Source organism: Rhodohalobacter sp. (assembly GCF_034521535.1).
Classification (GTDB): Bacteria; Bacteroidota; Rhodothermia; order Balneolales; family Balneolaceae; genus Rhodohalobacter.
The window spans coordinates 127,731-154,173 of sequence record NZ_JAXHMF010000005.1 but is presented as its reverse complement, the minus strand read 5'-3'; the positions used below and the strand labels follow the sequence as shown (position 1 = coordinate 154,173).

Annotated in this window: 32 protein-coding genes and 7 pseudogenes; 18 read left to right on the top strand and 21 right to left on the bottom strand. The window is 43.5% G+C overall.

The genetic code is table 11. The features are described from left to right. Positions 1–59 precede the first annotated feature (59 nt). From U5K35_RS19640 to trxA, 4 genes and pseudogenes are all read left to right on the top strand, one after another. Positions 60–288 (top strand): annotated as a pseudogene (locus tag U5K35_RS19640) (DUF433 domain-containing protein). Continuing rightward, positions 285–440, top strand: a complete 156-nt coding sequence (locus U5K35_RS07475) for a DUF5615 family PIN-like protein (protein ID WP_322570834.1) — start codon at positions 285–287, stop codon at positions 438–440. The pseudogene U5K35_RS19640 and the gene U5K35_RS07475 overlap by 4 nt, the downstream one beginning before the upstream one ends. After that, complete coding sequence (locus U5K35_RS19635) at positions 434–625, top strand: DUF5615 family PIN-like protein (RefSeq protein ID WP_416221600.1); 192 nt, start codon at positions 434–436, stop codon at positions 623–625. The genes U5K35_RS07475 and U5K35_RS19635 overlap by 7 nt, the downstream gene beginning before the upstream one ends. A 445-nt stretch (positions 626–1,070) precedes the next feature. After that, positions 1,071–1,398 (top strand): annotated as a pseudogene (gene trxA / locus U5K35_RS07470) (thioredoxin). Between the two features lie 79 nt (positions 1,399–1,477). Here trxA and U5K35_RS07465 read toward each other — a convergent pair. The 7 genes from U5K35_RS07465 to U5K35_RS07440 all read right to left on the bottom strand — a co-directional run bounded on the left by U5K35_RS07465 (position 1,478) and on the right by U5K35_RS07440 (position 3,793). After that, entirely contained in the window at positions 1,478–1,768 is a 291-nt protein-coding gene (locus U5K35_RS07465; RefSeq protein WP_322570832.1) for a T9SS type A sorting domain-containing protein, read from the bottom strand. After that, positions 1,765–1,875 (bottom strand): hypothetical protein, encoded by a 111-nt coding sequence (locus U5K35_RS19630; RefSeq protein ID WP_416221599.1) that lies wholly within the window; start codon positions 1,873–1,875, stop codon positions 1,765–1,767. The genes U5K35_RS07465 and U5K35_RS19630 overlap by 4 nt, the downstream gene beginning before the upstream one ends. A 14-nt stretch (positions 1,876–1,889) precedes the next feature. After that, positions 1,890–2,102, bottom strand: coding sequence for a hypothetical protein (locus U5K35_RS07460; RefSeq protein ID WP_322570831.1), 213 nt, complete (start codon positions 2,100–2,102; stop codon positions 1,890–1,892). A gap of 73 nt (positions 2,103–2,175) precedes the next feature. Next, positions 2,176–2,511: a hypothetical protein gene (locus U5K35_RS07455; RefSeq protein WP_322570830.1), complete on the bottom strand. Its 336-nt coding sequence runs from the start codon at positions 2,509–2,511 to the stop codon at positions 2,176–2,178. 146 nt (positions 2,512–2,657) lie between these two features. After that, complete coding sequence (locus U5K35_RS07450; protein WP_322570829.1) at positions 2,658–2,825, bottom strand: hypothetical protein; 168 nt, start codon at positions 2,823–2,825, stop codon at positions 2,658–2,660. 34 nt (positions 2,826–2,859) lie between these two features. Then, the gene (locus U5K35_RS07445) at positions 2,860–3,393 is read right to left on the bottom strand and encodes a hypothetical protein (RefSeq protein ID WP_322570828.1); all 534 of its coding nucleotides are present in this window, start codon (positions 3,391–3,393) and stop codon (positions 2,860–2,862) included. Then, positions 3,365–3,793 carry a hypothetical protein gene (locus U5K35_RS07440; RefSeq protein WP_322570827.1) on the bottom strand — a complete coding sequence of 143 codons (429 nt, stop codon included), beginning with the start codon at positions 3,791–3,793 and terminating at the stop codon, positions 3,365–3,367. Before U5K35_RS07440 ends, U5K35_RS07445 begins: the two co-directional genes overlap by 29 nt. Positions 3,794–4,202: 409 nt before the next feature. Here U5K35_RS07440 and U5K35_RS07435 point away from each other — a divergent pair, with 409 nt between their 5' ends. From U5K35_RS07435 to U5K35_RS07400, 8 genes and pseudogenes are all read left to right on the top strand, one after another. Continuing rightward, the gene (locus U5K35_RS07435) at positions 4,203–5,216 is read left to right on the top strand and encodes an efflux RND transporter periplasmic adaptor subunit (protein WP_322570826.1); all 1,014 of its coding nucleotides are present in this window, start codon (positions 4,203–4,205) and stop codon (positions 5,214–5,216) included. After that, positions 5,213–5,500: an efflux RND transporter permease subunit gene (locus U5K35_RS07430; protein WP_322570825.1), complete on the top strand. Its 288-nt coding sequence runs from the start codon at positions 5,213–5,215 to the stop codon at positions 5,498–5,500. The genes U5K35_RS07435 and U5K35_RS07430 overlap by 4 nt, the downstream gene beginning before the upstream one ends. Before the next feature lie 386 nt (positions 5,501–5,886). Further along, a pseudogene (locus U5K35_RS07425) lies at positions 5,887–6,486 on the top strand (efflux RND transporter permease subunit). Then, positions 6,473–7,546: an efflux RND transporter permease subunit gene (locus U5K35_RS07420; protein ID WP_322570824.1), complete on the top strand. Its 1,074-nt coding sequence runs from the start codon at positions 6,473–6,475 to the stop codon at positions 7,544–7,546. The pseudogene U5K35_RS07425 and the gene U5K35_RS07420 overlap by 14 nt, the downstream one beginning before the upstream one ends. 38 nt (positions 7,547–7,584) lie before the next feature. Continuing rightward, positions 7,585–7,869 (top strand): annotated as a pseudogene (locus U5K35_RS07415) (efflux RND transporter permease subunit); the annotation flags it as partial. A 46-nt stretch (positions 7,870–7,915) separates the two neighbouring features. Next, positions 7,916–8,341 (top strand): efflux RND transporter permease subunit, encoded by a 426-nt coding sequence (locus tag U5K35_RS07410; RefSeq protein ID WP_322570823.1) that lies wholly within the window; start codon positions 7,916–7,918, stop codon positions 8,339–8,341. A gap of 11 nt (positions 8,342–8,352) precedes the next feature. After that, positions 8,353–8,715 (top strand): TolC family protein, encoded by a 363-nt coding sequence (locus U5K35_RS07405; protein WP_322570822.1) that lies wholly within the window; start codon positions 8,353–8,355, stop codon positions 8,713–8,715. A 68-nt stretch (positions 8,716–8,783) separates the two neighbouring features. Continuing rightward, a complete protein-coding gene (locus tag U5K35_RS07400) occupies positions 8,784–9,701 on the top strand; it encodes a TolC family protein (protein WP_322570821.1) in 918 nt (305 codons plus the stop codon). 642 nt (positions 9,702–10,343) lie between these two features. On the opposite strand, the gene U5K35_RS07395 is transcribed toward U5K35_RS07400, so the two are convergent. Both U5K35_RS07395 and U5K35_RS07390 read right to left on the bottom strand, forming a co-directional pair. Next, the gene (locus U5K35_RS07395; RefSeq protein ID WP_322570820.1) at positions 10,344–10,751 is read right to left on the bottom strand and encodes an ATP-binding protein; all 408 of its coding nucleotides are present in this window, start codon (positions 10,749–10,751) and stop codon (positions 10,344–10,346) included. 3 nt (positions 10,752–10,754) lie between these two features. Continuing rightward, positions 10,755–12,060: pseudogene (locus U5K35_RS07390) on the bottom strand (Glu/Leu/Phe/Val family dehydrogenase). 277 nt (positions 12,061–12,337) lie between these two features. Here U5K35_RS07390 and U5K35_RS07380 point away from each other — a divergent pair. From U5K35_RS07380 to U5K35_RS19625, 3 genes and pseudogenes are all read left to right on the top strand, one after another. After that, positions 12,338–12,664: a hypothetical protein gene (locus U5K35_RS07380; RefSeq protein WP_322570817.1), complete on the top strand. Its 327-nt coding sequence runs from the start codon at positions 12,338–12,340 to the stop codon at positions 12,662–12,664. Further along, on the top strand, positions 12,630–13,469 hold the full coding sequence (locus U5K35_RS07375) for a hypothetical protein (protein WP_322570816.1): 840 nt from the start codon (positions 12,630–12,632) through the stop codon (positions 13,467–13,469). Before U5K35_RS07380 ends, U5K35_RS07375 begins: the two co-directional genes overlap by 35 nt. Positions 13,470–13,671: 202 nt before the next feature. After that, positions 13,672–14,105: pseudogene (locus U5K35_RS19625) on the top strand (HNH endonuclease). Positions 14,106–14,182: 77 nt separating this feature from the next. On the opposite strand, the gene U5K35_RS07355 reads toward U5K35_RS19625, so the two are convergent. From U5K35_RS07355 to U5K35_RS07335, 5 genes are all read right to left on the bottom strand, one after another. Further along, positions 14,183–14,320 carry a hypothetical protein gene (locus tag U5K35_RS07355; protein WP_322571751.1) on the bottom strand — a complete coding sequence of 46 codons (138 nt, stop codon included), beginning with the start codon at positions 14,318–14,320 and terminating at the stop codon, positions 14,183–14,185. Between the two features lie 20 nt (positions 14,321–14,340). Then, positions 14,341–14,535 (bottom strand): hypothetical protein, encoded by a 195-nt coding sequence (locus U5K35_RS07350; RefSeq protein ID WP_322570814.1) that lies wholly within the window; start codon positions 14,533–14,535, stop codon positions 14,341–14,343. After that, positions 14,528–15,394 (bottom strand): pyridoxal-phosphate dependent enzyme, encoded by an 867-nt coding sequence (locus U5K35_RS07345; RefSeq protein WP_322570813.1) that lies wholly within the window; start codon positions 15,392–15,394, stop codon positions 14,528–14,530. Before U5K35_RS07345 ends, U5K35_RS07350 begins: the two co-directional genes overlap by 8 nt. Further along, positions 15,357–15,896 carry a threonine synthase gene (locus U5K35_RS07340; RefSeq protein ID WP_322570812.1) on the bottom strand — a complete coding sequence of 180 codons (540 nt, stop codon included), beginning with the start codon at positions 15,894–15,896 and terminating at the stop codon, positions 15,357–15,359. The genes U5K35_RS07345 and U5K35_RS07340 overlap by 38 nt, the downstream gene beginning before the upstream one ends. 87 nt (positions 15,897–15,983) lie before the next feature. Continuing rightward, a complete protein-coding gene (locus tag U5K35_RS07335; RefSeq protein WP_322570811.1) occupies positions 15,984–16,229 on the bottom strand; it encodes a hypothetical protein in 246 nt (81 codons plus the stop codon). Between the two features lie 184 nt (positions 16,230–16,413). Between U5K35_RS07335 and U5K35_RS07330 the strand changes: the two genes are divergently transcribed. Continuing rightward, positions 16,414–17,592 (top strand): anhydro-N-acetylmuramic acid kinase, encoded by a 1,179-nt coding sequence (locus U5K35_RS07330; RefSeq protein ID WP_322570810.1) that lies wholly within the window; start codon positions 16,414–16,416, stop codon positions 17,590–17,592. A 571-nt stretch (positions 17,593–18,163) separates the two neighbouring features. Here the strand turns inward: U5K35_RS07330 and U5K35_RS07325 are convergent. The 6 genes from U5K35_RS07325 to U5K35_RS07300 form a co-directional block, all read right to left on the bottom strand. Beyond that, positions 18,164–18,550 carry a DUF5615 family PIN-like protein gene (locus U5K35_RS07325; protein ID WP_322570809.1) on the bottom strand — a complete coding sequence of 129 codons (387 nt, stop codon included), beginning with the start codon at positions 18,548–18,550 and terminating at the stop codon, positions 18,164–18,166. Further along, complete coding sequence (locus U5K35_RS07320) at positions 18,534–18,764, bottom strand: DUF433 domain-containing protein (protein ID WP_322570808.1); 231 nt, start codon at positions 18,762–18,764, stop codon at positions 18,534–18,536. Before U5K35_RS07320 ends, U5K35_RS07325 begins: the two co-directional genes overlap by 17 nt. Before the next feature lie 325 nt (positions 18,765–19,089). Beyond that, positions 19,090–19,239 carry a hypothetical protein gene (locus U5K35_RS07315; protein WP_322570807.1) on the bottom strand — a complete coding sequence of 50 codons (150 nt, stop codon included), beginning with the start codon at positions 19,237–19,239 and terminating at the stop codon, positions 19,090–19,092. A gap of 33 nt (positions 19,240–19,272) precedes the next feature. After that, positions 19,273–19,695, bottom strand: coding sequence for an aminotransferase class III-fold pyridoxal phosphate-dependent enzyme (locus tag U5K35_RS07310; RefSeq protein WP_322570806.1), 423 nt, complete (start codon positions 19,693–19,695; stop codon positions 19,273–19,275). Further along, positions 19,650–20,285 (bottom strand): aminotransferase class III-fold pyridoxal phosphate-dependent enzyme, encoded by a 636-nt coding sequence (locus tag U5K35_RS07305; protein WP_322570805.1) that lies wholly within the window; start codon positions 20,283–20,285, stop codon positions 19,650–19,652. Before U5K35_RS07305 ends, U5K35_RS07310 begins: the two co-directional genes overlap by 46 nt. A 219-nt stretch (positions 20,286–20,504) precedes the next feature. Then, positions 20,505–20,747, bottom strand: coding sequence for a PIN domain-containing protein (locus tag U5K35_RS07300; RefSeq protein ID WP_322570804.1), 243 nt, complete (start codon positions 20,745–20,747; stop codon positions 20,505–20,507). An 848-nt stretch (positions 20,748–21,595) separates the two neighbouring features. Here U5K35_RS07300 and U5K35_RS19620 point away from each other — a divergent pair. Continuing rightward, positions 21,596–22,336: pseudogene (locus U5K35_RS19620) on the top strand (GAF domain-containing protein); the annotation flags it as partial. 21 nt (positions 22,337–22,357) lie between these two features. Next, on the top strand, positions 22,358–23,413 hold the full coding sequence (locus U5K35_RS19615; RefSeq protein ID WP_416221618.1) for a histidine kinase dimerization/phosphoacceptor domain -containing protein: 1,056 nt from the start codon (positions 22,358–22,360) through the stop codon (positions 23,411–23,413). A gap of 154 nt (positions 23,414–23,567) precedes the next feature. On the opposite strand, the gene U5K35_RS07290 is transcribed toward U5K35_RS19615, so the two are convergent. After that, positions 23,568–25,751, bottom strand: coding sequence for a Tex family protein (locus tag U5K35_RS07290; protein WP_416221617.1), 2,184 nt, complete (start codon positions 25,749–25,751; stop codon positions 23,568–23,570). Positions 25,752–26,443: the final 692 nt, after the last annotated feature.

The window sequence follows — 26,443 nt, the reverse complement described above, 5'->3', positions numbered from 1 at the left end:
CAATTTGCTACCAGACTTAAATAGTGTATTTTAGTAGTGAATCATTCAAATTGAACGGTATGAACTACAAAAAGATCATTACTATTGACCCTGGAAAACGCAGTGGAAAACCATGCATTCGCGAAATGAGAATAACGGTGTATGATGTATTGGGATATCTTGCTTCCGGAATGACTGCGAAGAAATAGACTAATAGATTTCCGGAAACTAACTCATGATGATATAAAAGCTTGCCTCGACTATGCATCTGATTCTGAGAAACATACCCGCTTGCTTCGTTCAGCATGAAATTTCTGATTGTAAATAATAATCTTTCCTACAAATTAGTTGAAGCGTTAGAAGAGCAAGCAAAAAAAGTGGAACATGTAAAAAATGCGATCAGTGTTTTTGCTTCAGATATTGAACTTTGGCAATATGCCGAAAAGAAAATGGAATGGTGATAATTACCAAAGACGATGATTTCGATGAGCTGAGCCAACTGCTCGGATGTCCTCCAAAAATAATTCATTTGTTATGTGGAAATCAAAGCACCGAATTTATTGCCAATTTACTCTCTTCAAAACAAGCAGAAATAATAGATTTTGTGGAGCATGATGCAGAAAATTGTCTTCTAAAAATTGGATAGTAAACCAATTAGCGTAGCTTTTCAGTTAAACTTGCAACCTGATACACAGTGATCAATAAATATAGATATTTGAATTTGAATGTTGAACCCAAATGAGACAAGCTTCTGCTAACTGCTAACTGCTAACTGTCTAAGTGCTAACTGCTAACTGCTAACTGCTAACTGCTAACTGCTAACTGCTAACTGCTAACTGCTAACTGCTAACTGCTAACTGCTAACTGCTAACTGCTAACTGCTAACTGCTAACTGCTAACTGCTAACTGCTAACTGCTAACTGCTAACTGCTAACTGCTAACTGCTAACTGCTAACTGCTAACTGCTAACTGTTAACGTATCACCCATCCCTATCACCCCAATAATTCAAAAGAATGTGCAAACTTGAATGAAATATCCCGATATTTGTTCAAGATTAAAGAAAAGATCATAAATCAAATCAAACAGCATTATGGCAAAACCAATTGAGTTCACCGATAACAATTTCGACGACGAAGTATTGAAATCAGAACAAGCCTGTACTGGTTGACTTCTGGGCAGAATGGTGTGGTCCATGCCGAATGATCGGGCCGATTGTAGAAGAGCTTGCCGGCGAATATGAAGGCAAAGCCAAGATCGGAAAAGTGGATGTAGACAGTAATCCTGAAATTTCCGTGAAGTACGGAATCCGCAGCATCCCATCGCTACTCATCTTTAAAGATGGCGAAGTGGTAGATCAGATCGTGGGTGCTGTACCAAAATCTCAGCTTACCAAGCAACTGGAAGCTCAGGTCAACTGATAGCAACCTCATACATTAGATATTAAAAAAGGCGATACATTTTGTATCGCCTTTTTTGTTGATGAGTATGTATAGAATGTTATTTGATCAGCATCATTTTTTTGGAAGCTGTAAACTGATCACTTTCCACGCGGTAAATATACACACCGCTTGAAAGACCCGAGGCATCGAAGCTCACCTGATGTTGCCCGGCGCTTTGACTTTGCGCATTTACCAGGGTCGCCACTTCTTTACCCAACACGTTATACACTTTTACGGTCAGGTTATTTGCGCCCTCAGGTAAGTTATCGGTGATGTTGGTAGTTGGATTGAATGGATTTGGATAATTCTGTTCCAGCGTGAAAGATTCCGGTATCTCTTTCCGGTTCACGTTGGCACGGCTTGGTCCCGCTTATATTTGTAAATGCCACCGCGGTAGGTTCCAATCCAAGTATTTCCCTGATTATCATGTTCAATATCATAGGGAGAATATTCCATGTCAGAAAGCGCATTTAACCACTCCTCGGAAGTGGTGTTGTAAACATAAACGCCAGTCCCTGAAGCGATCCAGACATTGCCTTCAGGATCGGGCTCAATGTGGTACGGGTTGATTGAGAAATCTTCGCAGGGAAGTCAATCTCGGTTAGAGCGTTACCATCCCACTTAAGCAGACTTTCACCTACCATCCAAAGGTTTTGCTCATTATCGGATGCAATTTCCCACATATTAAATGTTTTAGATGAATCCGGCGTCCAGCGATACCACTCATCTCCGTCATATCGGGCTAACGTCGGGACTTCACTGATCCACAGCAGTACCGGCTATGATATCGCCATTCGGAGCTTCAGCCAAAGAAGTAACATATTCGCCAATTACTCCGTCAAGAGTATCGTGCTTGGTGAATTCTGAACCATCATATTGTAAGACACCATTTGCTGCATAGGATCCCATCCAGATTTGTTGCTCACTGTCCTCAAATATGGTTTCCGTAAAGGTGCCATATTCATCAACAATAGTAAATTCTCCATCTTCATAATAGGTGATTCCAATATCGGCATTACCAAACCAGATTCGGCCATTACTGGCAGCATGAATTTTCCCAGAATAGGAGTGCGGCAAGACCGTCGGTGGCATCGTAATACTCCCAGTCAGTTCCGTCGTAATAACCTACTCCACGAAAACCACCGGACCATAACCCGTTTTCATCTGCTGCTAAACCAAATATGATATCGGAAAAAAGGCCATTATCGTTATGGGTAGATATGTAATCAACCTGGTCATCATCTTGTATGAAGATACCGCTTGGAGGGTGCCCACGGTTTTAGAATGGTTCGTTTTACAAATACCTCAAGGCCTGATTCAGCAGTACTTGTACTTACAATGCCATTAAAGCTCTGCCCGGCTTTAGTCTCTTCCATGGTATTCCAGGAACCATCTTCAAACACCACAGTAGTACTATCATTTCCACAGTACAATTGCTCATCAGGGGTTGATGCAAGAGAGGCACATCCATGGGTCAGCTCTAGGAATGTCACTGGAGTAAGAGGCCCATTCTGATCCATCAAAAGAAGCAACTCGTTCCGTGGAATCACTAAAAGCCATCCACATACTTCCCAAACTGCGGACCAATTCGCGCGGCCTGTCGTCGGGAATATCACTGTTTTCGGGATGATAAGTTTCAATTTCCTGCAGACCCGGAATCATTTCAATGAGTCCACCTGCAGAGGTATCGGTTGCAATTACTGAAGCCCACATATTGCCGTCGTAATCTATTTCAAAGTCAGAAACGCCGTTGGCCTTTAAACTACTACTGAGTTCATGCTCAATAGTATCAGAATAGGCTACAATGGTTTTCGATTCAAGATCAAAGACACTAAATCCACCTGGATTTTCAGTTTCATACTCCCCAATATCAGAGTTGTAAGACATTTGCGTATTGTGGGCGATCCAGAGTTGATCTTCCGAACCTTCAATTACCTGTTCTACATCATTGGCAAAAGGCGCATCCGAACCCACTTTTATTGTAATCCTGAAGTTGAAGATCGGTGGAGTATTTGAAAATTCCGTTTATCGTGGAAATCCAAATATTATCACTCTGATCCTGATAAACGGAATTTGCCTCATAAGGGATTTCTTCCCCGAAATCGAGATGTGTCCATTCCGTTCCGTCATACACATCAATCGAATATTCCGTTAAAAGATAAACACGGTCTTGTCTATCTATGTAAGAGTCATAGATGTAGAAGGATGATAATGGATTATCACCGGTATTTCGTGCAGTTAAATGTGCATCCGGTTGATCATGGTTGATTAATATATTTTGTGCATTGGAAGTAGGTTTTAATAGTTGGGATTGTAATTCCTTGTAACTGTCCAGTTTGTCTTGAAGCTTATCCTCGGCTGTTTTTTGAGCCAACAAGCCTGTTGCTGACAAACATAGGATGATCAGAAATGCTAAAGGTCGTTTCGCTATAAACATATTTTCGTACCCTATTTTGCTCTTGTGAATAGATAATTAATACGAATTTAAAGATTTAAATCATATCGTAGAAAATCAATTAAGAGGATAAAACGAGTAGAAATGTAAATGTCATAATTATAAATACTTAAATATCGTCATAGATTGAAATTCTACAGGATTAAGAAGAGCAATATTCTACATTCCCAAAGAGTGCTAAAATGTTTTACAAGCCTTTTCAAGATCAAAGAATGCTTAAACCTTTATAGTGGTTACCTTTATTGATCACTTGAAATTAAATACCTATGAAGCGCACATTCATCATTGTTGGAATTTTAGTTGTACTTGGATTACTAGCCCTCCCAAAGTGGCAAAGCTTTTCGAGAGCTCCTCTCAAAATAATAGTAACTTCTCCGGGTCTCCCTTGTCTGTTGATGTACACCTTGTGGAGCCTCAGATATTTGAAAACAAGATCTTTAGCACCGGTACACTGCTTGCCAATGAAGGTGTTGAGATCAGAAGTGAAATTTCGGGGAAGATCGTAGAACTTAGTCTTCAGGAAGGGCAGCAGGTTCAAAAAGGCGAACTTCTCATCAAGATAAACGACAGTGAGCTGCAAGCGCAGCTAAAGCAGGCTGAGTATAAGATGAATTTGGCGGAAGTGAGGGAAAGACGCCAAAAGCAGCTGTTGGAGCGAGGCGGAATTAGTCAGGAGCAGTATGATGCCACACTCAATGAGTTGAATGTGTTGAAAGCCGAAACGGATCTCATAAAAGCACAGATTGACAAGACCGAGATCTATGCGCCGTTTGATGGCGTGGTTGGTTTACGGAATGTGAGCAATGGCAGTTATATCACTCCAACTACTCAGATCGCGACTTTTCAGTCTATCAACCCTATTAAAGTAGAATTTTCCATTCCGGAGCGTTATGCCGGAGTGGTGCAACAGGGGAATCGGGTTGTTTTTAATGTGCAGGGACAGGAGGAAGATTTTGAGGCTCGGATCTATGCGGTGGAGCCGCGCATCAATACCCAGACAAGGACATTAACCATGCGGGCTTTGGCTGATAATCCTGAAGGAAATTTACTGCCCGGAGCTTTCGCAAATATTGAATTGGTCTTAGAGGAAATTGAAGATGCGCTAATGATCCCGGCAATATCAGTGATTCCTGAACTGCAGGGACAAAAAGTATTTATGCTGAAAAATGGTGTGGTACAAGATCAGGCTATTTCAACCGGGATCAGAACCGAGAGGTATGTGCAGGTAACCGATGGACTTGCCCCGGGAGATACCGTTTTAACCACCGGTTTGTTGCAGGTTCGAAATGGGATGAACATAAAAGTTGGCGAAATCAACAAATATGAGGAGATTGAGCTATGAGTTTATCTTCCCTGAGCATTCGCCGCCCTGTTTTAGCTACGGTTATGTCGCTGGTCATTCTGATCCTGGGAATTGTGGCATTCACTTTTTTGGGAATTCGTGAATATCCTGCTACGGAGCCGCCCATTGTTACGGTCAGTACATCCTACACCGGTGCAAATGCCGATATCATAGAATCCCAGATCACGGAACCGCTGGAAGAGGAGATCAACGGAATTGCGGGAATTCGAACCATGACTTCAGTCGAGTCGCGAGGGACGCAGTACCATAACGGTAGAATTTGAGCTGGAAATTGATCTCGATAACGCCGCAAACGATGTGCAATCCCGCGTATCGCAGAGCGGTTCGACGAGATTTGCCCCCTGATGCCGATCCTCCTGTAGTTTCCAAAGCCGATGCCGATGCAAGTCCCATTGTATTTTTAAACGTGAGGAGTGATAAACGTAATTTGCTGGATCTTATCAGATGTTGCCATCAACGATTTTAAGGAGCGTGTTCAAACTATTCCGGGGTAAGCAGCGTGCAAATTTGGGGTGAAAAACAATATTCCATGCGACTATGGATGGATCCATTGCGACTTGGCGGCCTATCAGCTCACTCCGCTCGATGTTCAGCAAGCCTTGCAGAGTGAAAATGTTGAGACTTCCCTCTGGCACGGATTGAAGGGGATATGACTGAGCTCACGGTTCGCACACAGGGACGGTTGTATGAACCGGAAGAATTCAATAATCTTATTATCAGTGAACAAGATGGAAATGTGGTTCGATTTCGGGATATCGGAAGATGCTGAGCTTGGAGCCGCCAATCGAACGCACCATCCTGAAGCGGAACGGCGTGCCAATGGTTGGGCGTGGTATTGGTTCCTCAACCCGGAGCCAATCAAATTGAAATTGCGGATGAATTCTATAATCGTGTAGAGCAGATCAAGAAAGATCTTCCTGCTGATATACAAACTGCCGTTGGTTTTGATACTACCGAGTATGTCCGTGCTTCCATTGATGAAGTGCAGCAAACCATTTTCCTGGCACTTGGACTGGTGATCCTTATTATATTTCCTGTTTTTGCGGGATGTAGAACCACAATTATTCCAGTTATTGTGATCCCTATCGCCCTGATTGGCGCCTTCTTTGTGATGTACATGGCGGGCTTTTCCATCAATGTACTCACGTTACTGGCTATCGTTCTGGCTATCGGTTTGGTAGTGGATGATGCCATTGTGGTGCTCGAGAATATCTACGCCAAAATTGAGAGCTGGAATGGGGATCATTGAAGCGGGAATATTGGGATCGCGGGAGATCTTTTTTGCCGTAGTGGCAACTTCGCTTGCACTGGTAGCGGTATTCACCCCGATATTATTTCTGGGTGGAATTACCGGGCGTCTATTTCTGGAATTTGGTGTTGTAATGGCCGGTGCGATTATCATTTCTTCCTTTGTGGCGCTGACACTTACCCCGATGCTTTCCACTAAGATTCTCAAGTCAGATGCCAAACACAGCTGCTTTTATCATAAAACCGAACCCTTCTTTAAATGGCTGAATGCGAAATATAAATCCAGCCTGGAATCATTTATGGAAAAACGCTGGGTGGCATTTGTTGTCATCGTTATCTGTGGATTTGGTATATGGCTTTTTTATGCGAAACCTGCAGCAGGAACTTGCGCCGCTTGGAAGATCGCGGACGGTTTGATCGTAAGTGCAACAGCTCCCGAAGGCGCTACTTTTGAATACATGGATCACTACTTGGATCAGCTCACCGATTTCCTGATGGAGGAAGTTCCTGAGATTGATGGATTGATCACGGTGACTTCTCCCGGATTTGGTGCTTCAAGCTCAGTGAATTCCGGTTTTGGCCGTATCATACTTTCACCGGCAGATGAGAGGGAACGATCTCAACAGGAGATCTACAATGATCTTTCAACCAAAGTGCAGGACCTGAGTGGTGCCCGAACATTTATTGCCCAGGAACAAAGTATTGGAGGCGGCCGGGGTGGTCAGCCCGTACAGTATGTGCTTCAGTCCGGAACAAATGAGGATCTTAAGGAAATCATCCCTGAGTTTTTGGAACAGGCACGCCAGGATCCAACTTTTGCTTTTGTGGATGTAAACCTGAAATTCAACAAACCGGAAGTGGAAATCAAAATTGACCGCGACCGGGCTCAGGCGTTGGGTGTTTCAACCCGTGATATTGCCGAAACATTGCAACTGGCATACAGTGGGCAGCGTTTTGGGTATTTCCTGAAAGGCGGAAAACAATATCAGGTGATCGGGCAAATGTCTCGTGAAGACAGAAATGCGCCGCATGGATCTGCGAAGTCTGTATGTAAGAAATAATCGAGGTGAGATCATTCAGTTAGACAACCTGGTGACGTTTGACCGAGCAAAGCAGTCCGCCACAACTATATCGTTTCAATCGCTATGCATCGGCCACCGTCTCTGCGAGTTTAGCGCCCGGTTATACAATAGGGGATGGTATAGAGGCCATGGATGCCATTGCCGGTCAGGTTTTGGATGATACTTACACCACGTCGCTTTCCGGGCCATCCCGCGATTTTGTGGAAAGTTCATCCAGCCTGATCTATGTATTCATGCTGGCGCTATTGCTGGTCTACCTGGTGCTTCGGCTCCAGTTTGAAAGCTTCCGAGATCCGCTGGTTATCATGTTTACCGTTCCATTGGCGCTGACCGGAGCCTTGCTAACGCTTGTGGTATTTCAACCAAACGCTGAACATTTTCAGTCAGATAGGTATGGTGATGCTGATCGGACTGGTAACCAAGAACGGAATCCTGATCGTGGAATTTGCCAACCAGCGACAGGTTCAGGGATTATCAAACCTGGAAGCCATTAAGGATGCCGCCGTTGCCCGATTTCGACCTATTTTGATGACCAGCCTCTCAACCGTACTGGGAATTCTGCCGATCGCACTTGCATTAGGAGCCGGGGCTGAGAGCCGGAAGTCGATGGGTATTGCCATTATCGGGGGACTTATTTTTGCCAGTATCCTGACCCTCTACGTGATTCCGGCACTGTATACTTACATCTCCACAGAGCGCACCTCCAAAGGGGCCATTGATGATGAAACCTTCAGGAAATTAGAAAATCTCGAAACTTCAGAAGTCCCGGCTTAACCATGAATAGAATGCCAAATAAGATCAAATTAGCAGCTATAATAATAGCCACTTTATTTTTTGGGTTGATGGGAGTGAAGGATGGATTTGCTCAACAAACGCTAAACCTTGAAGACGCTATTCAATTGGGTTTGGAGCGAAATTTTGCGATTCGTATTGCCGAGAATGATGCCCGTATTTCAGAGAATAATAACAGTATTGGCAATGCCGGATTTCTGCCGGTCATCTCAGCTGATGGAGCTATCAACAAGCGCATCGAAGATAATGAAACGCGTTATGGCAGTGGCGCTCCCATTCCTGACCGCAACGACGAAGGATGCCAGAAACCACGTCTATACAGTTATGGTGTAAATGCATCCTGGACGCATTTTTGACGGGCTTACCATGTTTGCCACGCTCGACCGGCTTTCTACCTTATCTGAAATCAGTGAAGCCGAAGCCCGTGATCAGAGTAGAGCTGGTGCTGGCTGATATCATCAGCGGCTATTATGAGATCGCAGGACAGCAAAAGGCAGCACAGGTGTTGGAAAATACCGTTGAAATTTCTGAAGAACGCATTCGCATTGCAGAAACGGCCCGTGATCTGGGGTCGGGTTCAGAGTATGAATTACTGCTGGCGCGTGCCGATATGAATACGGATCAGGCTGCACTCATTCGATCCAAGACAAATTTAAATCAGCTTAAAGTATTCCTAACCACAATTTTGGGTGATACAACCGGTTCCGAATTTATGGTTCAACCCGAAATAGAGCTGGCTGAGAAACTTTCGCTTGAGGAATTGATTGCCGAAGCGATTGCACAAAATCGTGACCTTACCATAGCCCGACTTACAGAGCAGGCAGCTGAAGCTGAGATCCGGGAATTACGCGGAGACTGGTTTCCTCAGGTTGATGTTTCAGGAGGATATGCGTATTCACGAACGGAAGCTTCTACAGGATTTTCAGAGTTTTCAAAGTCCCAGGGATTTCGGTATGGTATTTCAGCAAGCGTGAATTTGTTCGATGGTTTTAATAAACAGCGGCGTCAGGAAAATGCGCGTATTACACTCAAGAACGAACAACTTCGCCGGCAGGATCTGGAGCTGCAGGTGCGAGCGAATATCAGTCAGGTGTACGCCCAATATGATGATGCGCTTTTGCTGATTGAACTGGAAGAGGAAAACCTGGAGATCAATAAGCAGACTGTTGATATCGCTCTGGAGCGTTTTGAGTTGGGAACCATCAGCTCCATAGAATTACGCGAAGCCCAGCAAAGTTTGCTCAATGCTGAAAACCGACTCATCGAAGCCCAAATCGCGGCTAAATCAGCGGAAATTGAGTTACTGCGTTTGAGCGGAAGATTACTTTCACGGGTTGAGTAAAAACGTAAGTCGGACAGCTTGTCCGACAAATTATGCCATGGCTACAACTTTTTGTAACGCGTCTCTCCAGAGTCGCGTGTTGGTAACCTTAAGGCAATTAATACTATCGACTCTGGAGAGACGATTTACAGCCCCCTATTGAAATTTTCCTGTCTCACTCCATTAAGGCTTCACGGGATTAGCTGCATTGATCATTAATTACAGTTACCTTCGCAGCAAAGCGGAGATCTGAAAAAGTGGTAGCCATTCGAAGATCTTCCAAGACTCTGAGTACATGTATGCCTTATGCCACAACTCTTGAGTTCACCGCTTCGGAAAGCACTGGTTTTGGAGAGTTGAGATTTGGGCTCAGCTAACAGACTGTGATATGAGATCTGCGGCATGTAATTGTTATCCTACGTATATACAAGTTTCTAACAATTCATGGGAATCAAGTTTTGAAAATATAGTAGCGCGTCTCGTCCAGAGTTTACGCATGGTTGGCAGAGCGTTTACAGGCAAATTATTATATTGATTCGAGGCTCTGGAGAGTACGATTTGCGGTCACTATTAAAATTTTCCTGCGTTCAACAACTCCATTAGTAGGTTTCACTGAATTAGCCGCATTATCACCAACTTCAGAGACCTTATTTCGAACTCAGGTTAATCAGGCAAGTTAAACGTAAGGGTGAGCCGGGTTCCTTCTTCAGAATAAGTAACTTTATCGGCGTATTCCTTCATTAAAAAAATACCTCGTCCACTGGTTTTAAGCAGATTTTCTTCAGCGAGGGGATCAGGGGCGTCCTCAGGTTCAAAGCCTTCGCCCTGATCGGTAGTTTCAAAGATGAGCTTATCGTTATCCCTGAAGGCTTTGATCTCGACCGTTTTTGATGCATCAAGTTTATTGCCATGTAAGATGCCATTGGTTGCAGCCTCAGAAACAGCCAGCATAAGCCGGGCATAGAACTCATCGCCAAAACCCAACTCATCTTGTAGACTATTTAGCAGTTGTTCAACGCGTTCAACTTCTTCGTAAGTAGAGTGTAAGGTAAGAGTCTGTAATAATTTCATTCACTAAGCATAAATACCGCGCAATTTCAGCGTAGTAGCTACCCGATCGATAGCATACACATAAGCCGCCTGTCTGAGCGTAATACTATACTTTTCACTCACCATAAACAAGTTGTCGAACGACTCTCGCATCATTCGGTTCAGCCTGCGATTTACCCGCTCTTCCGTCCAAAAGTACCCGTGTCTGTCCTGAACCCACTCAAAATAGGAAACAGTGACACCGCCGGCATTTGCAAGGATATCGGGTATCACCATAATTCCCTTTTCTTCCAGGATCTTATCAGCGTTATGGGTAACCGGCCCGTTTGCTCCCTCAGCAATAATCTTGGCTCTGATATTTGGAGCATTCTCTTTGTTGATCTGATCTTCTTTTGCGGCGGGAATGAGAACATCGCATTCCAGTTCCAGCAGCTCCTTATTGCTGATCTTCTCCGCGCCATCAAAGCCTTCCAGGGAATTATTATGCGTTTGGGCATATCGAATGGCTTCGGGAATATCGATACCGTCTTTGTTTATATAACCACCACTTATATCACTTATAGCAATTACATTCGCGCCTTGCTCGTACATTAACTGAGCTGAAACGGAGCCTACATTTCCAAAGCCCTGTACTACCACAGAAGTATTGCTGGGTGAAATTTTTAGTTTACCTAAAGCGGCTAATGTACAAGTTACCACTCCGCGACCCGTGGCTTCTTTTCGTCCTTTTGATCCACCCAGAATAATAGGTTTTCCGGTTACAACAGCCGTTTCTGTTTTTTTCTGCTTCATGCTGTAGGTATCCATGATCCACGCCATGGTCTGTTCGTTGGTATTCATATCCGGGGCAGGGATATCCCGATCGGGCCCGAATACATCCAGCATGTTGGCAGTGTATCTGCGAGTCAGGCGTTCCAACTCCGATTGCGATAAATTTTTGGGATTCACCCGTACGCCACCTTTAGCTCCACCAAAGGGCACGTTGACGACCGCACATTTCCAGGTCATCCATGGCGGCCAGGGCTTTAACTTCATCAATGGTCACATCATCGGAGTAGCGAATACCGCCTTTAGAGGGGCCAAGAATGCTGTTATGAATTACACGGTAGCCCTCAAATACTTCAATGTTGCCGTTATCCATGGTCACTGGAATTGAAACCACAACTACTTTTTCGGGACTGGAGAGATATTTGAAAACCCCTTCATCAAGGTTGAGAAGTTCGGCTGCGAATCGAAATCGTTCCATCATGGAAGCGAAAGGAGAGTCGTGCGCAATGTGTGGGACAGGTTCTTTGTAGTAGCCGCCGGTAGCAGATTCTTTATTTGACATCGTCAGGTTTTAATAAAAAGATTTTTATTGCTAAATCGCTTAGAAAAGCGGTTCCAAATATAAAAGTATTACTTAAAATTATTGTCATTTTTCTAGAAAAAGACAGGATTTTTTAATCGATCAATTTTGAAGCGATTCTATCTCTTAATTCAGCAGAAATTTTTTAGCCTGCTACTGTTAACATATTGTTAAGCATCGGGTAAATTTGGGATTCGTAACACTGCCTTAACATTTAATTTTTACCCTTGGGCTGTAAATCAGCACACAAAATAAATACATGTCAGATAAACAGTCGTCATCAACAGATCAAAGTCCTATTGAACGATTTATACCAACCGGTTTTTATGATGTAATAAAGCAGGAAAGAACATTTATTGGATTGATCGGAGTGTTCTTTTTTATAGCCGGAGTTGTGTTCCCATACGCTGAAATCGCCATGTGGGTTGGTTTTGCATTCGCAGGTTACTCAGCCATTGCCAACGACAGTATTCAGACCATAGGAACATTTCTCGCTTCTAATGCTGATAAAAAATGGTGGGTGCTTATGGTTATGGATCGGAGGAATATTTTTGGCTACCGTAGCAGCCAGTTGGTTTATTTATGATGGGGATGTCACTTATCAGCGGTTAAGCTCTAAAGGTTTTGAGACTGCCCCAACTGAATTTTCTTTTTTACAGGTAGCAGCTCCTATCTTCTTGCTGATACTAACTCGTATGCGGATGCCGGTTTCAACTACCTTTTTATTGTTGAGCTGTTTTTCTGCTTCGGCTGAAGGGATAACCTCTGTGCTTGGTAAAAGTTTATCGGGTTATGGGTTAGCCCTTATAACAGGTTTAGTGGTGTGGTTGGTCGTTACCCGATTAGTAGAAAGAAAACTTACTGATGAACCCAAAGCATATTGGGTTCCCATTCAATGGATCATTTCCGGAACCCTATGGGCAGTTTGGATCATGCAGGATGCTTCCAATATAGCTGTTTTTCTACCTCGTACGTTAAGTTTTGGTGGCTTCATGGCCTTTGCACTTTATATTTTCTTTGGATTGGGAATCCTATTCTACCTGAGAGGGGATAAAATCCAACAAATTGTGACTGAAAAATCTAGGGTAACGGATGTCCGTTCAGCAACTATGGTTGATTTCATTTATTCCCTGTTGTTGGTTTATAAGCTAACGGTGAGTACCGTCCCAATGAGTACTACCTGGGTATTTCTTGGATTACTTGCCGGACGTGAGATCGGGATGAGTATCATGGATAGTAAAGAGGATGGACGTCCAATGGGTAAAGTGCTGATCATGGTAATTAAAGATGTGACCTATGCATTTATTGGATTGATAGTTTCCATTGTTCTGGCCATCTCGATCAATGCTGAGGTTCGCAGAGAACAATTGATTGAAATGATTGGCTATTGATATTTAAAGCCAAATACCCCATACTAAGGCGTGCTCGTAATAGCGAGTGCGCCTTTTTTGTTTCATATACTGCATTCTTTATGAAAGAACTTATCAAAAACATATCATCAACAGTAACTAAACTGGATGCACTATGAACGCGAATGTATTAGTCTTGAATCAGGACTATCAACCCCTGAGCGTTTGCTCGGTACAACGCTCTATGAAGCTTATTTTTCTAGAAAAGGCTGAATTACTTCACGATGATCCCCAAAAAGAACTGCGTACCGTAAGAAAGTCTTTTCAATTTCCATCGGTAATCCGGCTACGGAATTATATTAATGTGCCGTATTCAAAAATTGTACTTTCCCGCCGAAATGTGATGCGCCGCGATGATTACACCTGTCAATATTGTGGGAAGAAATCAGACTTGACCATCGATCACATTCTCCCCAAAAGCAGGGGCGGGCAGAGATTCCTGGGAAAACCTGACGACTGCTTGTGATAAATGCAACGTGCAGGAAAGGAAACAGAACTCCCAAAGAAGCACAAATGCCGCTTCACAGCAAACCCTATCGTCCGGTACCAATTACCTTTTTCCGTGATTCCAATGGCGGAGTTCAGGAACCCTGGAAACCTTACCTCTACATGACCTAAAGGATTTTATTGATTATTGAATGATTTAATGATTGATGATTTTGGATCACTATATCATTAAATCACTAGATTACCAATCACCCCACAGCTAAGGCTTTATTTGCTACGGCCAATCCCTTTAAAAACGCTTGAATGACTGCTTCCAGGGTATCAGGTGAGGCTCCTTTAGAGGTGAATTTGTGCCCTTCTTTTTCCAGGGTAAGCGTCACAACCACCAAAGAATCCGTGTCAGGACTTAAGATTTCCACTTCGTGATTAATGACATCCAGAGGAGAGGAATGCGTCCCGTTTCAGCTTTGATCGCTGTGAGTATCGCATCGATCGGACCAACGCCCTGATCGAGTGAGATCACTTCATCGCCGCCTTCAATTCTGAGTTTTACGGCAGCACTCACCAATCCATGCTTTCGCATAGTGAGTTTGTCAGTCAACCACTTCAACCGGGTGATGAAGGTCAGTATCCTCATTATACACCAAAGATCGCAACACTTTGATCTCTTCTTCCTTCAGCGTTTTTCCTTTGCGGTTGATGTTATGAACATATTCCTCATACAGCTTGGAATGCCCTTCATCCATATTCACATTTTCGAAGCCGGTGTTGCGGGTTTGTCCCCAGCTTTCTTTTTGCATATCAATAAATCCGGATTCTATGTACTGCTGAATGCGCTCCAGATTTGGCGGCAGCACCGGCGATGACAACGAATATTTAGCCACAATATGAGCACTCTTCAATCCTGTTCCGGTCAATACAAACAGGCATTTTTTACCCTTAAACTGATCGAGGTTATTCTTGAACGTTGCCAGGGGAATAGCACAAGCCGGCTCAGTGAAAAAACCTTCCTCTACGGTCATTTCCTTCATAGATTCCAGTAGTTCATTTTCGGTAGCAGTGAAAGCCAGCCCATCCGTTTCTTCTATGCCGCGCAATACTTTATAGAAATCCAGCGGATCGCCCACGGCCACAGCATCGGCCATCGTATTTACCTGATCTTTAACGATCTTATCCTTCTTGAAGATCCCCTCAACTACCGGCGAACTCTGTTCGGGTTGAACCGCCACAAAAGAAGGAATCTTGTCGATAAGTCCGGCCGCCTTCAATTCCTTATAGCCTTTATAAATAGCGGCAAAATTGGTTCCGGCACCAATAGGCACAAAGATGTAATCGAAATCCGTTCTCCCTTGTTCATACAGCTCATACGCAAAAGATTTCTGCCCTTCCTGCCGAAACACATAATCCCCGCCGAGATGATAATTACCCGATTTGGCAAACTCCGCGGCACAACTTCTCACACACCATAAAATCGCCTTTGATCTTGATGATGGTGGCGTCATAGATCGTGGCCTGAGCCAGTTTTACTTCCGGGGTTTTTTCCGGTACAAAGACAAAGCACGGAATCTTAAAATAACAGGCATAAGCCGCCACAGATGCCGCCATATTTCCGGTTGAGGCAAGACAGATGGCATCGGCTTCTAACTCCAGCGCTTTTTGAACTTCAATGTAGCTTCCCCGGTCTTTAAAGCAACCCGTAGGATGTTCAAACTCCAGCTTGCCATACAATTCGGCATCGTATCTTTCCGAAAGCCGGTTTAGTTTTTTCAGCGGGGTGAAATGATGCTTCAGTGGATCAGGCTTAATTTCCTTAAGCGGATATTGGATCTCTTCGCGAGCTTCTTTGTACTCAATATCCAGAACGCCACCGCACTTTGTGCAGTAGGTACTTGTCTCTCTTTCATCGTTAACTTTGCCGCACATAATGCAGCTCATGGTGTATCCGGAATTACTGGCTTTCATAAATGAAATTAGTTGATAATTATGCTTTTTATCTATGCGGAAAGGTATCAAAATTTAGTTAAAAAAGCGCTTTTTTAGCGATTTTACTCACAATGGGAGAATGATAATTTCCTCAAAGTCAAGATCCAGTTCATCCAGAACGGGACTTGCTATTTCTTCGATCTCGGCTTCCGTGTAGTCATTCAATCCTTCCAGCTTCACGTACAGGATCTCGTTACGTTCATCTATAAAAAACTGGGTCTCGCTGCTTTCAAAGATTTCCTTAAGGGTGTTCACTAAAAATTCCACATCCTCAATAAAAGCTTTGATTTCGTCTTCGGTTGGTTCACTCATTTTATGTAGTTTCGGGGAAGGCTTTGCAAAATCGTTGTTTTGCCCAATCTCTGCATTTTCGTGAATTTGAAATCCTCACTTATAGCTAATAAGCTACGGTTTCAAATTCACTCAGGTTTTGATCTTGAACAAAACACCAGCTTTTGCAAAGCCTTCCTATTGTGAAAATTTACAGATGGAAACTATGAATAAATATCTGTCAAAACTTTGTGAAATTTCAAAAAAACCGGAACGCCTGGTTGTTGGATTAATGTCTGGGACGGCCCTGGACGGACTAGATGTAGCCTTGTGTAAGATCAAAGGCTCCGGGCAGGATTCTGATATTGAAGTGCTGCAATTTGATACCTGCTTGTACGACGAAGAACAGCGAACACGGCTCCGGCTTATTCAGTCCAAAGAGCTGACCAACACCCAAGAGCTTACAATGTTGAATTCTGAGTTAGGGTTTTGGTATGCGGAAAAAGTCCTGAAGCTTTTAAAAAGGTGGGATATAGATCCGGAAGAAGTAGATCTGATAGCGAGCCACGGACAAACGGTCTATCACGCTCCTGCACAATCCGATGAAGACATTCATACCACGTTGCAGATGGTAGATGGCGATCACATCGCCCAGGAATCCGGAATTATAACGACATCCGATTTCCGGCAAAAGCATACGGCTGTAGGGGGAGAGGGAGCGCCCATGGCCGGTATCTTTGATGAGCTCTTTTTTCGGGATGATACCCAAAATCGAATGTTACTGAATCTCGGTGGAATAGCAAACTTTAGCTGGCTTCCGGCTCGGAATTCCGGCAAAAAAATTCTGGCTACGGATACTGGGCCGGCCAATACGCTCATCAATGAGGCCATGCAAACCTACTTTCATATGCCATATGATGAAGGTGGTAAAATGGCGGCTACCGGAACCATTCATTCCGAATTGGTGAAATATGTGCTGTTGGAGCCCTACTTTCGAAAACCTTTTCCCAAAACAACCGGACAGGAAGATTTTCAGCTTTCCTACATCGAGCAGCTGATGGAAGGGCACCGCATTGAATTGAAACCGGCTGACCTGGTAGCAACGCTAACGGCCATAACATCCCAAAGTATAGCGCGCGCGGTGGATGAGTTGGTGGGCGATCAATCTTTTGATTGCTATGTAAGCGGAGGGGGATCTTATAACCAAACCCTGATGAACGATTTGAACGATCGCATATCCCAAGCCAACTTCAAGCCTTTCAAAGAACTCGGCATTCACCCCGATGCAAAGGAAGCAGCAATGATGGCCTTTTTCGGGAATGAATCAGTGGCAGGAGAGGGATTGACCATTCCCGGAGTCACCGAAGAGAAAGTCCATTTAGGGAAGATCAGCTTGCCGGGGTAGTGAATTAAAAATTCAAGATTTAAAATGAAAAATTGGGATTTTGAGGCTTTAAAATTTTTTGGGAATCAAATTACAGATTATTCTTCTAATTGCGTTTTGAACCATGATTTATAGGATTGAAGGGATTAGAAGAAACGCTTTTACCGGTTATGTATTAAACTACAACGTCTTATTACTATTTACTTTGCAATACATGTAATTAGATCTCCGTCTTCACGGAGATGACGGAGCATTGGATAATTTGTTGACGTATTGTTTGCTACAACCTCTCAAACTACCTGAGGTCATTCCCGCGCAGGCGGGAATCTAATTGGTTAAAGGTGCTAATGGGTTGCTAACCGGTAAACGAGTTAGAAGGATTAATATTAAATCAGTGAATATCCGAACCATCCGTGTCATCCGTGTTCCATTACGTTGTTTGATCAAGAGCCAAAACCAGTATCTCAACCACTCGCTTAATTTGTTCTTTTGAGATTACTAGAGAGAGAGGAACCATGATTTGAAGAATTTAAGGATTAGCAGGATTAATTTTTATCCGCTATCCGCTACATCCGATGTCATCCGCGTTCCATTACGCTGTTTGATTAAGAGCCAAAACCAGCACTTCAAACACTTTGAACACACGTTGAATTAATATTTTGAGATGATATGTGGTCCTGATTTTAACTCCTTTTTTAGTCTTCTCTTTTAATACAGGGAGTAGCTCAGGAATATTCTGATAGGTTAAGCGAGGTACATTAAGTACTAAAACAGGAATAGGATAAGTTCTGAAATTTTGTTGGCTCTGCAGATTCTTATCTGCTGTGATGAGCGCTTGGAAGTCATTTTCGAGCATAAGCCCAAGAAGTTCTCCATTTTCCTTTCCCTGCCACCCTACATCCTGAACGGTGAAAATTTCAAATTCAGAAAGGTCTTTTTTTAAGGAATGAGGAATATTTTCATCAAGGAGTAGCTTCATATTTTGTTTTAAAATCTTGCGATGAAACTACATTTCCGGCAACTTCTAAAACAGCTATTGCTTGTTCCCTTTTTACGGTGGGATAGTCCTTAAGAAAGGTATTAATAGAAGCTCCTTCTTCCAGGTAATCGAAAAGGGTTTCCACAGGAACGCGAGTTTCTTTAAAAACCGGCGTTCCTCCTAAAATATTGGGATTGGTTTGAATTTCATCCATGATAATCTCCTGAATTACTTTAAATGATAGTACAAAAATGTGGAATTAAAATCATTGTACACCATAAACTTCAAAACAATGGCATTTTGAACCAAGATTTATAGGATGAAAGGATTGGCAGGATTAATTTTAATCAGTGACTATCCGCTACATCCGTGTCATCCGCGTTCCATTACGCTGTTTGATCAAGAGCTAAAACCAGTACCTCAACCACCCGCTCAATTTGTTCTTTTGAGATTACTAGAGAGAGAGGAACCATGATTTATAGGATGAAAGGATTAGCAGGATTAATTTTTTTATCCGTGACTATCCGCTCACATCCGTGTCATCCGTGTTCCATTACGATGTTTGATCCAAGAGCTAAAACGAGTACCTCAACCACTCGTTCAATTTGCTCTTTTGAAATCATAAGCGGCGGCAAAAATCTAACCACGGTTCCATGAGCGGCATTTCCAAGTACTTTGTGCTCAAACATTTATCGACCACAGGCCGGGCAGGGCGATTAAGTTCAACGCCAATCATCAATCCCAAGTCCGCGAATGTCTTTTACAGATGGATTTCCTGCTAATTTTTCTTTCAGCAATTCCATCATAAAAGTCCCTTTTTCGGCAGCTTGCTCTACAATTTTTTCCTCTTCAATTGCATCCAGGGCGGCATTGGCAACATGACAGGCAAAAGGATTTCCGCCAAAGGTGGTGCCGTGGTCCCCAAATCCAAGAGCAGAGGCAACGTCTTCCTTAGCCATGACGGCACCGATGGGAATGCCACCGGCAAGGGCTTTTGCTGAGGCCACTACATCCGGCATCACATCAAAATGCTGATAAGCGTAGAACTTTCCGGAACGACCGACTCCGCATTGCACTTCATCAATAATCAGCAGAATGTTCAGTTCATCACAAAAGCTGCCGGGTCTTTCGCATGAATTCCGCATCGATCAACATTCACCCCGCCGGAGCCTTGAATGGTCTCAAAAGCAATGGCGATGGTGTCTTCATTGGCAGCGGCTTTCAGGGCTTCAAAATCGTTGAAGGGAACTTGCTCAAATCCCTGTGGCAGGGGATCAAATCCTTCGGCATAGCTGGGCATTCCCATGGTGATGGTGGTCACCGATCGACCATGAAATCCTTCACTCAGGGTGATCATATTCCCGGTTTTACCATGCTTCTTTCCCCATTTGCGAGCCAGTTTAACACAGGCTTCCATCGCTTCCACACCGCTGTTGCAAAAGAACACCCGATCCAATCCTGAAACTTTAGCCAGCTTTTCCGCCAGTAAACTCTGCGGCTCATTATAAAAGAAATTAGAGGCATGTAGCAGTTTCTCCGATTGCTCCTTGATGGCTGCTACAATCTTGGGATGACAATGTCCCAAATTATTAACGGCCAACCCGCCAAAAGCATCCAGATATTCGTTGCCTTCGGTATCCCAGACCAGCGCACCTTTTCCATGCGAGAGCGTTACCGGAATGCGATTATAAACCTGGAAGTGATACTGCTTTTCAAGCTGCTGTGCTTTGTTCATGTGGTTGTTGAGGTAAAATTGTAATGATTGATTATTAGCAAATTGGAACTCTGCGGTTCCGTCATGCGTTCCGAGCGAGCCGTTCGGAACGAGGATCAAAACGAATCACCCTTCATAATTTATCGGAATCAATCCCAAATTGCTTCACATATTTCGAATGATGTATATCAGGGTCATTGGTAAGGACTGGGAGATTTAATTCTTTGCCAACAGCCGCAATTAAACGATCGTGCAATTGGGGATATCCTTAATTTTGAATGCTTGCTGAATGGTAGAGAAGGAAAGAGTATGTTCTTTTATCGAAGCGTTATCTTGGATCAGATTTTTAACTTTTCTTAAGTTTGTATCAATTCTTCCCTTTTCTGATAAGTATCCCAATTCTGCAAAAACCATGGAAGGAATAATGATTTCAGCTTCTTTCTTAAGGGCTTTCTGAAATTGTTTTTTAACTTGAGGTGGCATCTTTCGTTTCCCCAAGCCATAAAATTAAAGCCATGGTATCTGTAACGTATCTATTCACTTGGATAGAGCTTTTATAATCTGTAAACTCTTCTTCGAGGTGTGTGGTCTGAGATTCGCTCAACTTTGATAATTCTATGGAAACGGAATCGCGAGTTTTTTTACCGTTTTTTGTCTAATGAACTTGGCAAAATCCAAGATTTCCATTTGGGCATCTTCAGGAAGACCTTTGGTGTTTTTGATGAGTTCTTTTTCTAAATGAGTGGTTGACATGACTCTTACATTTTGTTCATGAAGTGATCCAATATAATAAATATTTCGATGGATATTTAATTCTGTCTTGAGGATTACTTGGAAGAGGTGCAATTCACGATTACTATATGTACCATGGGTAAGCTGTATTACACAATGGAACCAGCTCCGGTTCAGAAAAAGTGCTAACCACCCACCAACTTCAACCCAATACGCCCACGCTCCAAATCCAGCGTCAGAATCTCCACGCTAATAATATCCCCCACACCAACCACATCAGTGCGGAATCTTCGATCTTACGTTTTTCGGCCATGTTGGAGATGTGAAGCAAGAAATCAATGAACTTTTCAAAAATTCTGTAAATGTCAATTTTGGAGAATTCATTGCATCTCATTTAATTATTAATGGTATATTAATACTCAATTAAGCCTTTAATTAAAGTATAAACGCTTGTCAAAAGATTAACATTTAAGCGCTTATGGATCTGCGTTTTATTAAAAAAGATCAAGATGGATACTTCAAAAAATGATATTTGGAACAGTGATTTCAATTTTCACAATCTCAAGGTAGAGAGAGACTAATCGACAGTTAGAGCCCTATTAAAATTGGCAACTGAGATTTGTGGTGTTCCATTTTCAGTAGTTATTCTCAAAGATAAGAATGAACAGAAAACGCTGGCTAAGTATGGAGAATGGGGTAGTGAGGAGATTTCTAAAATTCAAAGCATATGCGGAAAGTTGGGATCGGAACATGATGTTCAGGTCATAAATAACATCCGGGAACATCCGGATTTGAAAACGACTTTTCCGGATAACGATTTAGATTCAGTCATCTTTTATGCCGGTGCTCCACTGATAAGTGAATCGGGTATCAGGCTGGGCACGTTGTGCATGTTCGATTCCGAACAACGAGATTTAACCGAATCAGAAAAAGAATGTTTACAGATCCTGGCTGATGAAATAATTCTTAAGCTGCTCTATTTTAATCAAGAAGAGGCAGAAAGTGTTTCAAAACTCAAGAATAAATTTGAAAAAGTATTGGATGTAGCTACGGATTTGGTATACGAACTGGAGTGGGATTCAGGAAACCTAGCCTGGGGCGATGAGCTGACGGATATTCTTGGTTATCCGAATGAAGAGCGGTTTGTGGACTACGACTGGTGGCTTGACAAGATCCACCCGGATGACCTTGAAAGAGTGTTACATGATGTATCAATGACGGTGGAGGGTGAGAAAGAAAAGTTTAAGCTGGTGTACCGGATAAGGACGTTCGACGGATCTTATAAGTATGTAATAAACCATAAATACATAGACCGCAAAGAAGATGGCACTCCGGAAAAAATTATTGGGGCCATTGTGGATATGAGCGATTTAAAAGAGGCGGAAGACCTGGCTTATGGGCATCAGAAACTGCTGGAAGAGCTCGCCAATCACACATCCACAGCGATTTGGATAAGAGATCGTGACGGAAAACATCTGTTCATGAATCAGAATTACAGAGATCTTTTTGATTTGGATAAACAGAAGGTTGCCGGGAAAACAAATTATGATCTGTTTGATAAAGATACAGCCCGAAAATTTAAAAAAAATGATCAGAAAGTACTGAATTCAGGTAAGTCTTACGTGTTTGAAGAAAGCGTTGAGACGAAAATGGGAAAACGGTTTTACAAGACCAACATGTTTCCGATCAGTGGTGGTAAAGTAGCAGGGATTTCAATAGATATTACGGATGATATAGAGAGCCGGGAGAAGCTGGAAAACTTGGTGAAAGAAAAAGAAACGCTGTTGATGGAGATTCACCACAGGGTGAAAAACAATTTGGCAATTGTATCGGGGATGCTGCAGCTGCAGTCGTTTAAGGAGAGAAATAAACGGACTCAGAATAAACTGCTCGACAGTGTGAGCCGGATTAAAACGATAGCAAACATTCATGAACTTCTCTACCAGTCGTCAAGTTTTACCAATTTGAATCTGAAAGAAAACATCAGGAAGCTCATTGCCGGCATAACCTCGTACAATAAGACATCTGCCAATTTAGATGTAAATTTTAATCTCGAATCAATTGTGGTCAATATAAATCAGGCCATCCCATTTTCTTTAATCATAAACGAAGTTGTAACGAATATACTAAAACACGCATTTGATGAGGGGGAATCCGGAACACTTTCCTTGTCTTTATTCGAAGAAGCAGGCAACATAACGTTAATTATTGAGGATGACGGAAAAGGATTGCCTGATGACTTTGATCCTAATGGAACAGAAGAAACACTTGGTCTGGAACTAATTAAGACACTGGCCAGCCAGTTGAATGCAGATTATACCTATAAATCTCTTGAGCAGAGAACTCAGTTTACCATTACATTTAAGAGAGAAGAGAAAAGGGTGCAGGGAATGCATTTTTATGAGAGTGTAAGCTAAACTCTGTTCTTGGCCGCCGGTTTGGCTCGTTCCGCTGCTCTGCTGCGGAATGCTTTATTGAGGCTCCGCCTCATGCTATCAAAACCAGTGGATTTGAACAACAAAAGTTGAGCGGTGCTTTGGCCTTGTTTCCTACCTCCGGTTCCAAAAAGTGCTAACCACCCACCAACTTCAACCCAATACGCCCCCGCTCCAAATCCAGCGTAAGAATCTCCACGCTAATAATATCGCCCACGCCCACCACATCGTGCGGATCTTCGATCTTACGTTTTTCTGCCATGTTGGAGATGTGGAGCAATCCATCCTGCTTCACGCCAATATCCACAAAGGCTCCGAAATCTACCACGTTGCGGACGGTGCCTTCCAGCTTTTGGCCTTCTTTGAGATCTCCCATCTTCATGACGTCTGTGCGAAGTAATGGTTTGGGGAGCGACTCCCGTGGATCACGCCCCGGCTTCTGCAGGTTTTCGATGATGAGCTCCAGCGTTGGAACACCCACGCCAATTTGCTCGGCTGTTTCTTTCAGATTCACATTCTTGAATTTGCCCGCGATCTTGTCTTTTTCCTTCGAGAGATTTTCCAGGTTAATGCCAAACAGGTTACACAGCTTTTCGGCGGCTTCGTAGCTTTCAGGGTGAATGGCGGTGTTATCCAGTGGGTTTTTGGATTCGGGGATGCGCATAAATCCGGCGGCCTGCTGGAAGCGGAAATCGCCCACGCCATCAATATCTCTGATCTGATCACGATCCACGAAAATGCCTTTTTCTTCGCGGTGCTTCACAATGTTGGAGGCTACACGCTTAGTCAGTCCGGATATATGAGACAGCAGCGGAGCCGAGGCCGTATTCAAATTCACCCCAACCTCGTTTACGCAGCTTTCCACCACGTCATCCAGTTTGCCGGAAAGCTGATTTTGGTTTACATCATGCTGATACAATCCTACGCCAATGGATTTCGGATCGATCTTAACTAACTCAGCCAGTGGATCCTGTACTCGTCGGGCTATGGAAATATTTCCACGCTGTGCGGCTTCAAGATCAGGGAATTCCTCGCGGGCAACTTTGGAGGCAGAATACACCGAGGCTCCGGCTTCATTCACAATTAGATAATGGAGCTCTTCATCGGGATGTTTCTCTTTTCGCTTTTGCAGGAATTCGGCTACGATCTGCTCGGTCTCACGACTCGCGGTCCCATTTCCAATTGCAATTAATTCCACTCCGTACTTATCGATGTACTGCTCAAAAACTACCTCGGCTTCTGCTACTTTCTTTTGCGGAGGAGTGGGGTAGGTGGTCGTTCCTTCCAGATATTTTCCATGCTGATCTACCACGGCCACTTTACAGCCGGTTCGGTAGGCGGGATCCAGTCCCATTACTACTTTTTTATCTAAAGGAGGCTGCATGAGCAGGTTTCCGAGATTGGTGGCGAAAGTCTCTATGGCGTGCTGATCGGCTTTGTCGGTGAGTTCGCTGCGGAGCTCGCGTTCCAGGGAAGGGAAGAGGAGTCGTTTGTAGGCATCTTCCACGGAATCCTGCAGGTACTCGGTGAAGATGCTGCGATCGTTTGTGATCACTTTATCATCAATATTTTCCAGCGTCCGTTCTTCCCACAGATCCACATTCACGAACAGGATATTCTCCCGTTCGCCGCGATTGATGGCCAAAATTTGATAGGGTTTCAACTTGTCGACTTTAGCCGAAAACTCGTAATAATCCTCAAAATTGGTCCGGTCTTTTACGGTTGGATTTTTCTTGGTGACGATATTCGAATGCTTAGCAAACACGTCCCGCAGCATTTCCCGAACCTCCAGGCTCTCGTTGATCCATTCCGCTACAATATCGGTGGCCCCGGCAAAAGCATCTTCCACGGTTTCCACTTCGTTTTCCGGGTTGATGTATTCCTTGGCATATTCCACCGGATCGCCGGACGTGGTCTCCTGTTCCCATATGAGTTTTGCCAGTGGCTCGAGACCTTTTTCCTTGGCCATATCTCCGCGGGTTTTGCGCTTCTGTTTGTAGGGGAGATAGATATCCTCCAGCGTTTTCAGATCGGTGCAGGTCTTGATCTGCTTTTCCAGCTCGGGCGTAAGCTTATCCTGTTCTTTGATAGCTTTCAGGATGGTTTCTTTGCGGGATTCCAGCGTTCGCTGTGTTTCAAGTCCGTCCCGGATAGCGCGGATCTGTTCTTCATCGAGACCGTCGGTGGCTTCTTTTCGATATCGTGCCAAAAAGGGCACGGTAGCTCCTTCATCCAGAAACTTGGCTACGGTGCTGATCTGTTTGCCGGTGTAATTAAGTTGAGATGCTAAAAAGAGAAAATCTTGGTATCGCTCATTGATAATATTTGGTTAAACCCGCTTATCGCTTGGAACAGTTTATGAGCAAAGTCACCTTGCAGCTTCCATGGGTCCTGCAAGCGTTACTGAGTAAATGGCAGGAAAGCCGAACGCTGCGAGGACCTACGGACGCTCGCAGGTTCTATATACGATGTTGCCAGCCGGTAAACGCGTTAGTTCAATAAATTTCGGACGGTGAAAATAAGAAGGGCGAGGGGAAATGTTGAATGTTAAATGAGGAAATTTTGAATGCCTGTAGCACGGCTCGCTGAGCCGTGATGTTTAAATTGGTTAGTAAGTGGTGAGTGTCGAAAATTTCTGATAATAAGCGAGATATCTAAAGTCTTGAGCGAGTTCGGATGCTGGATTCGAATAACCTGAGGTTTCGAGCGGAGACTTGAGATTTGTGTGCATTTAGGCAGACTATTAATCAAGTCTGAAGACGTGAGCTACTACTACTTTTCAGTCACCGCTTTGCTAAAGACTAAAAAGATCCCAGTCGTGCTGTCAGGCCTATACTTACTCTATATTTGATATAAGTTTCTGTATAAAAACATAGTTTGAAAATTTTCATAATAGTGTCACTTTAATTTTGTTCTAAGTCACTAATTAAAAATATTTTTGGGTGTGAAAACTTGTCCCTTTTCTTCATTGTTTCTTCATGAAGTATGGTGATCTTGGAAATGAATCAAGCA